The organism is Dietzia sp. DQ11-44 (assembly GCF_014145205.1).
Classification (GTDB): Bacteria; Actinomycetota; Actinomycetes; order Mycobacteriales; family Mycobacteriaceae; genus Dietzia; species Dietzia natronolimnaea.
Genome location: NZ_JAALEC010000116.1, coordinates 1 through 6,579, shown reverse-complemented (window position 1 = coordinate 6,579; position 6,579 = coordinate 1). Strand labels below are relative to the sequence as shown.

Below are 6,579 nucleotides of genomic sequence, written 5' to 3'. Positions count from 1 at the left end.
GCGAGGCCGTCCGCGACGCGGCCCGGCGTGCCCGGGCCGCGTCGCGTGACCTGGCACTTCTCACCGCGGAACGCAAGAACGCGCTCCTGCTGGCGGCGGCCGACGCCCTGGTGGCCGCACAGGCGGAGATCCTCGGGGCCAACGCCCGCGATATCGAGGAGCAGGCGGCGGAGGGCACCGGCGAGGCCATGCTGGATCGCCTCCGTCTGACCGCCGACCGGATCGAGGGCATCGCCGGCGGTCTCAGGCAGGTGGCGGCATTGGCGGACCCGATCGGCACCGTCACCCGCGGCTCGACCCGCCCCAACGGTCTGCAGCTGCGTCAGGTCCGGGTGCCGCTGGGCGTGATCGGCATGATCTACGAGGGCCGGCCCAACGTCACCGTCGACGCGTTCGGTCTGGCGTTCAAGTCGGGCAACGCGGCGCTGCTGCGAGGGTCGCGCTCGGCCCGGCACTCCAACGAGGCGCTCGTGACGGTGCTGCGCGACGTCCTGGCCCGCCACGACCTCCCGGTGGAGGCGGTCCAGTTGCTGCCCTCGGCGGACCGGTCGTCCGTCACCCACCTGATCCAGGCGCGCGGTCTCGTCGACGTGGTGATCCCCCGCGGTGGCGCGGGTCTCATCCAGGCGGTGGTGGAGAACGCCAAGGTTCCGGCCATCGAGACCGGCACCGGTAACTGCCACCTCTACATCCACGGGGACGCCGACCTCGACGAGGCGATCAGGCTGCTGCTCAACGGCAAGACCCGCCGTTGCAGCGTCTGCAACGCCACCGAGACGGTGCTGCTCGACGAGGCCCTCGGCGACGCCGCCGTGGACCGGGTGGTGGGGGCACTGCAGTCCGCCGGCGTCACCGTGCACGGCGACCGCGAGGGACTCGTCCCCGCCGACGACGTGGACTGGGGCGAGGAGTACCTGAGCATGGACATCGCGCTGAAGGTGGTCGACGGCGTGGACGCCGCGATCGACCACATCGCCCGCTGGTCGTCGGGACACACCGAGGCGGTGGCCACGCGGAGCATCGAGGTGGCCGACGCGTTCTGTGCCCGGGTCGACGCGGCCGCGGTGATGGTCAACGCCTCCACCGCGTGGACGGACGGCGAGATGTTCGGCTTCGGCGCCGAGATCGGAATCTCCACCCAGAAACTGCACGCCCGCGGGCCCATGGGTCTCGAGGAACTCACCAGCACCAAGTGGATCGCCCACGGCAAGGGTCACGTGCGTCCCTGACGCGCGGCACCCGGGTCGACGGCCCACTACACGCGATTCCCACCGAAAGGACCCACCCATGGACCGAGCCCGGACCGCGCAACGACCGGCATTCGAGAGCATCGACCACGTGATCGAGAGTCTCGGGGCCCAGGGCTACCTGGCCGACCGCTCGACCGCGACGGTGGTGTACCTGGCCGACCGTCTGGGCAAGCCGCTGCTCATCGAGGGGCCGGCGGGCGTGGGCAAGACCGAGCTGGCCAAGGCCGTCGCCGCGGCCACCGAGGCCGAGCTCATCCGTCTCCAGTGCTACGAGGGCGTCGACGAGGCCAGGGCCCTGTACGAGTGGAACCACGCCAAGCAGATCCTGCGCATCCAGGCCGGCCAGGGGGAGGGATGGGACTCCACGCGGGACGACGTCTTCTCGGAGGAGTTCCTCCTGTCCCGGCCGTTGCTCACCGCCATCCGGCGCAGCGAGCCCACCGTGCTCCTGGTCGACGAGGTGGACAAGGCCGACATCGAGATCGAGGGCCTGCTGCTCGAGGTGCTCAGCGACTTCGCTGTGACGATCCCCGAGCTCGGGACGATCCAGGCGGTCCGCAAGCCGTTCGTGGTCCTGACCTCCAACGCGGCCCGCGAACTCTCCGAGGCGCTCAAGCGGCGCTGCCTCTACCTGCACCTGGATTTCCCGACCCCCGAACTGGAGCGCAAGATCCTCGGTTCGCGGGTGCCGGAGCTCGACGACCGGCTGGCCGAGCAACTGGTCCGGGTGGTCGGTGTGCTGCGAGCCATGGCGCTCAAGAAGGTGCCGAGCGTGTCCGAGACCATCGACTGGGGCCGCACCCTGGTCGCTCTGGGCCTGGACACGATCGACGACGAGACGGTCCTGCAGACCCTCGGAGTGGTGCTCAAGCACCAGTCCGACCAGCTCCGCGCGGCCGCCGAGCTGCGGCTCAACTAACGTGCGGCGATCAGGAGGTCAGGCGAGATGACCACGCGTGCGCCCGGCGGGTTGTCCGGGCACCTCGTCGACTTCGTCGACGCCCTGCGCCGCAAGGGCATCCCCGTGGGGCCGAGTGAGGCGGTCGACGCGGCCGCGGCGATGGTCCACATCGACCTGCTCGACCGTGCGGCGCTCAGAGAGGCGCTCGCCGCCACGATCCTGCACAAGCCCACCCACCGAGGCGTGTTCGACCAGCTCTTCGACCTGTGGTTCCCCGCCGCGATCGGGGCGCACTCCGCCTCGGACGGGGTGGCACTCGAGGTGGAGATCCCGACGGACGACGACGGCAAGGTGGACCCGGAGGCGCTCAACGAACTCATCGCCTCGCTTCTGCTCGAGGACACCGAGGAGTCGCGGGCCAGGGCCCGGGCGTTGGCCGAGCTCCTGGTGGAACAGCTCGGCTCGTACGACTCGGCGAGCGGTCCGCGCTACTCCGCCTATCAGGCCCTCAGTCCACTGGACACCAGCGCGATCATGCAGAAGATCCTCGACGGCCTGATGGGGGCCGATCCCTTCGACCCGGACGGTTCCAAGCGCCACGCCGAGAAATCCGCGGCCGCCAACTCGGCGGCGGACATGGTCAGGGGTTTCCTGCGCGAGGTCGCCGACGAGACCCGGCGCCGCACCGCGGAGACGGTGGGTCGAGACCGGGTGGCCGACTACGCGGTGGGTCCCGCGGCGGAGCAGGTGGACTTCCTGCGGGCCAACGACCAGGACCTGCAGACGTTGCGTCGGCGGGTGGGTCCCCTCGCACGTCAGCTCGGTAGTCGCCTGGCCGCGCGGCGTCGTCGTCACCGACAGGGTGCGATCGACATGCGCAAGACGATGCGCCGGTCCATGTCCACCGGCGGGGTGCCGGTGGAGCTGGTGCTGCGCAAGCCCCGGCCGGCGCGCCCCGAGTTGGTGGTGTTGTGCGACGTGTCCGGGTCCGTGGCCGGCTTCAGTCACTTCACGCTCCAGCTGGTGCACTCCCTGCGTGAGCAGTTCTCCCGCGTGCGGGTCTTCGCCTTCGTCGACACCACCGACGAGGTGACCTCGTTCTTCGAGACCGGGTCGGACCTGGGATCGGCGATGAGCCGGATGGTGCGCGAGGCCGAGATCGTCACCTACGACGGGCACTCCGACTACGGGCACGCGCTCGAGGGGTTCGCGGACCGCTACGCCCACACGCTCACCCGCACGGGTTCGCTGCTCATCCTGGGCGACGGGCGCAACAACTACCGCGACCCGGCCGTGGAGGCGCTCGAGTTCGTCAGCGAGCGCGTCGGGCACACCCACTGGCTCAATCCGGAGCCCAGGAGGCAGTGGGGAACCGGTGACTCGGCGGCCAGGCTGTACTCCCAGTACGTCCCCATGCACGAGTGCCGCAACGTCGAGCAGCTCACGGCGGTCGTCGCGGGCCTGCTGCCCGTGTGAGGGCGCGGACACGCGAGGGAGCGGAACGTGGTGCCGGACCGATAGACTCGGCGACCATGACCACGACGGGGACCGCCGCGGGCGCCGGACGCCGCATCGGAGTGATGGGCGGGACCTTCGATCCGATCCATCACGGTCACCTGGTGGCGGCCAGCGAGGTCGCCCACCGTTTCGGTCTCGACGACGTGGTGTTCGTCCCCACCGGGGAGCCGTGGCAGAAGCGGGGTCGTACCGTCTCGCCCGCCGAGGACCGGTATCTCATGACCGTCATCGCGACGGCCTCCAACCCCCGGTTCTCCGTCAGTCGCGTGGACATCGACCGGCGGGGCCCCACCTTCACCGTCGACACCCTCAGGGACCTGTTGCGTCAGAACCCCGGCGTCGAGCTGTTCTTCATCACCGGCGCGGACGCGTTGGAGAAGATCCTGACCTGGCGCGGCTGGGAGGAGATGTTCGAGCTCGCCACCTTCGTCGGGGTCTCGCGCCCCGGCTTCGAGTTGTCCGACACGCATCTCGCTCAGATCGGTGACGGCCGCGTGCACCTGCTCGAGATCCCCGCGCTGGCCATCTCCTCGACCGAGTGCCGACGGCGTGCGGCCGAGGACGCCCCGGTCTGGTACCTCGTCCCCGACGGGGTCGTCCAGTACATCGCCAAACGCAACCTCTACCGCCCCGAGGGCTCCACCAGGCTCGACGGGACCCCCGCCGCGACGGCTCCGGCACACCGCGAGCTCGTCCCCACCGACCACCACACCGAGGAGAACCATCAGTGACCGCTAGCCCCGAGGCCCTGGACATGGCGGGCATCGCCGCCCGCGCCGCAGACGAGAAGCTGGCCACGGACATCGTCGTGCTCGACGTCTCCGGCCAACTCATCATCACCGACTGCTTCGTCCTGGCCTCGGCCGAGACCGAACGTCAGGTCAACGCCGTCGTCGACGAGATCGAGGACAAGCTCCGCGAGGCGGGGCACAAGCCGCTGCGTCGGGAGGGCACTCGCGAGGGGCGCTGGGCGCTGCTCGACTACAACGAGGTGGTCGTCCACGTCCAGCACGTCGACGAGCGTGACTACTACTCGCTCGACCGTCTCTGGAAGGACTGCCCGGTCGTGGAGATCGAGGGTGTCGAGACCTCCGGCCGGCCCGAGTCCTCGACGAGCCGCGCCGACGACTCGCTCGCGCCGGAGGAGCCGCAACGGGATCAGGGGCTCTGACACCCCTGTGACCCGTCGTCTCATCCTGCTGCGCCACGGCCAGACGCACTACAACGCCTCGCTGCGGATGCAGGGCCAGTTGGACACCGAGCTCAGCGAGCTCGGTGTCCAGCAGGCCCATGCGGTCGGTCGCGCCCTGGCGCATCGTCGGCCGTGGACGATCCTCTCCTCCGACCTGCAGCGGGCACGCGAGACGGCCCGGGCACTGGCCTCGGAGGTCGGGCTCGACGTCCGGACCGATCCGCGCCTCCGGGAGACCGATCTGGGCACGTGGCAGGGGATGAGCCACTCCGAGGTCGACGAGCTGTGGCCCGACGCCCGGATGCGGTGGCGCAGCACCCCACGGTGGTCCCCGCCGGAGGGGGAGAGCCGACTCGACGTGGCCCGGCGTACCCGTCAGGTGGTCGACGAGCTTGTGGACGCCTCACCGGGATGGAACGAGCACCCTGCTGTCCTCGTGGCCCACGGGGGAGCGATCGCCGCCCTCACCGCTGCCCTGATCGAGCTGCCGGTCGAGCAGTACCCGATCTTCAACGGTCTCGGGAACACCTGCTGGGTGCAGCTGTCCGCGCACCCGCGGCCCGAGGCCTCCTGGGGTGGACAGCCCGCGACGCTGGAGATCGGGCCGACGACCGACGGTGCCCGCGAGGTGCTCTGGCGACTCGACCAGTGGAATGCCGGTCTCACGCCCCCGGTGGTCCCGTCATGACCATTCGGTTGGTCACCGACTCGAGCGCCGACCTGCCCGAGGAGTGGGTCCGCGAGTTCGGCATCACCGTGGTGGGCCTGCACGTGGTCGAGGAGGGGGACCGGGCGGTCTCGACGGCCGCGGTGACCCCGGACGAACTGTCGGCGATCTACCAGGACCTCCTCGACGACCCGGACTGCACGGGCATAGTCTCCGTCCACCTCTCGCGTGATCTCTCCCGCACGTGGGAGTCGGCCGCCGACGCCGCCACGAGATTCGGCGGTCGCGTCCTGGTCTCGGACTCCAGGTGCGCCGGGATGGCGTTCGGCGCCGCGGTGGCCCAGTGCGCCTGGGCGGCGAACAACGGGCTAGGTTTGTCCGCCACCTACGAGCTCGCCGAGCGGATCTGCCGGGGAGCGTCCACCTTCGCCGCTCTGGAGTCGCTGGAGAGCCTGCGCCGTGGGGGCCGGATCAGCGCCGTCGCCGCCCTCTTCGGTAGCGCGCTGGCAATGCGTCCGATCATCGTGTTGCGTGGTGGTTCGGTCGACCTGGCCGCCAAGGCCAGGACCACGACCAAGGCCCACGAGAGGCTGCGCGCGCTGCTGCGCGACGAGGTCGGCCGGGGCGATGTCCTGGTGGTCGTCCACCAGCACGAGGCACTGGAGCGGGCCCGGGAGATGGCCACCGAGATCCGCAAGGAGACCCCGTTCCCCGAGCGGGTTCTCGTCGTCGAGTTCGACGAGGTCCTGGCCTGGCACCTGGGGCCCGGGACCGTGGGGGTCTCGGTGACCGACCTCGTCGACACCGCATTCCCCATCCCCGCGGTCTCTCCACAGGACGACGACTGAGGAACCTCCGCGGGGTCCGGGAGGGCCCGCCGCCGGGCTAGCGTCGGCCCATGTTCCCCGACACCCGGACTCGTCCCGCGGACCCCGGTGATCCCGCCCGCGAGGCCGCGCTGCACAGGCTCTCGAGTGTGACTGCCCCGGCGGGCCCGGCCACCGTTCCCTGGGCCGGCGCGGATCCGGACGGGGAGCGGCCCGAACGGGTG

7 protein-coding genes are annotated in these 6,579 nt (G+C 70.7%); all 7 read left to right on the top strand.

The window, feature by feature from the left end:
* On the top strand, positions 1-1,229 hold a 1,229-nt coding region (locus tag G6018_RS03515), incomplete at its 5' end, for a glutamate-5-semialdehyde dehydrogenase (RefSeq protein ID WP_182638750.1).
* Positions 1,230-1,287: 58 nt separating this feature from the next.
* Positions 1,288-2,169: a MoxR family ATPase gene (locus G6018_RS03510; protein WP_179524943.1), complete on the top strand. Its 882-nt coding sequence runs from the start codon at positions 1,288-1,290 to the stop codon at positions 2,167-2,169.
* Between the two features lie 27 nt (positions 2,170-2,196).
* Entirely contained in the window at positions 2,197-3,627 is a 1,431-nt protein-coding gene (locus tag G6018_RS03505) for a VWA domain-containing protein (RefSeq protein WP_182638749.1), read from the top strand.
* Positions 3,628-3,683: 56 nt separating this feature from the next.
* Positions 3,684-4,400 carry a nicotinate-nucleotide adenylyltransferase gene (gene nadD / locus G6018_RS03500; protein WP_179524945.1) on the top strand — a complete coding sequence of 239 codons (717 nt, stop codon included), beginning with the start codon at positions 3,684-3,686 and terminating at the stop codon, positions 4,398-4,400.
* Complete coding sequence (gene rsfS, locus G6018_RS03495; RefSeq protein ID WP_182638747.1) at positions 4,397-4,840, top strand: ribosome silencing factor; 444 nt, start codon at positions 4,397-4,399, stop codon at positions 4,838-4,840. The genes nadD and rsfS overlap by 4 nt, the downstream gene beginning before the upstream one ends.
* Before the next feature lie 7 nt (positions 4,841-4,847).
* Positions 4,848-5,549 carry a histidine phosphatase family protein gene (locus G6018_RS03490; RefSeq protein WP_182638745.1) on the top strand — a complete coding sequence of 234 codons (702 nt, stop codon included), beginning with the start codon at positions 4,848-4,850 and terminating at the stop codon, positions 5,547-5,549.
* Positions 5,546-6,376, top strand: a complete 831-nt coding sequence (locus tag G6018_RS03485; protein WP_182638742.1) for a DegV family protein — start codon at positions 5,546-5,548, stop codon at positions 6,374-6,376. The genes G6018_RS03490 and G6018_RS03485 overlap by 4 nt, the downstream gene beginning before the upstream one ends.
* Positions 6,377-6,579 lie beyond the last annotated feature (203 nt).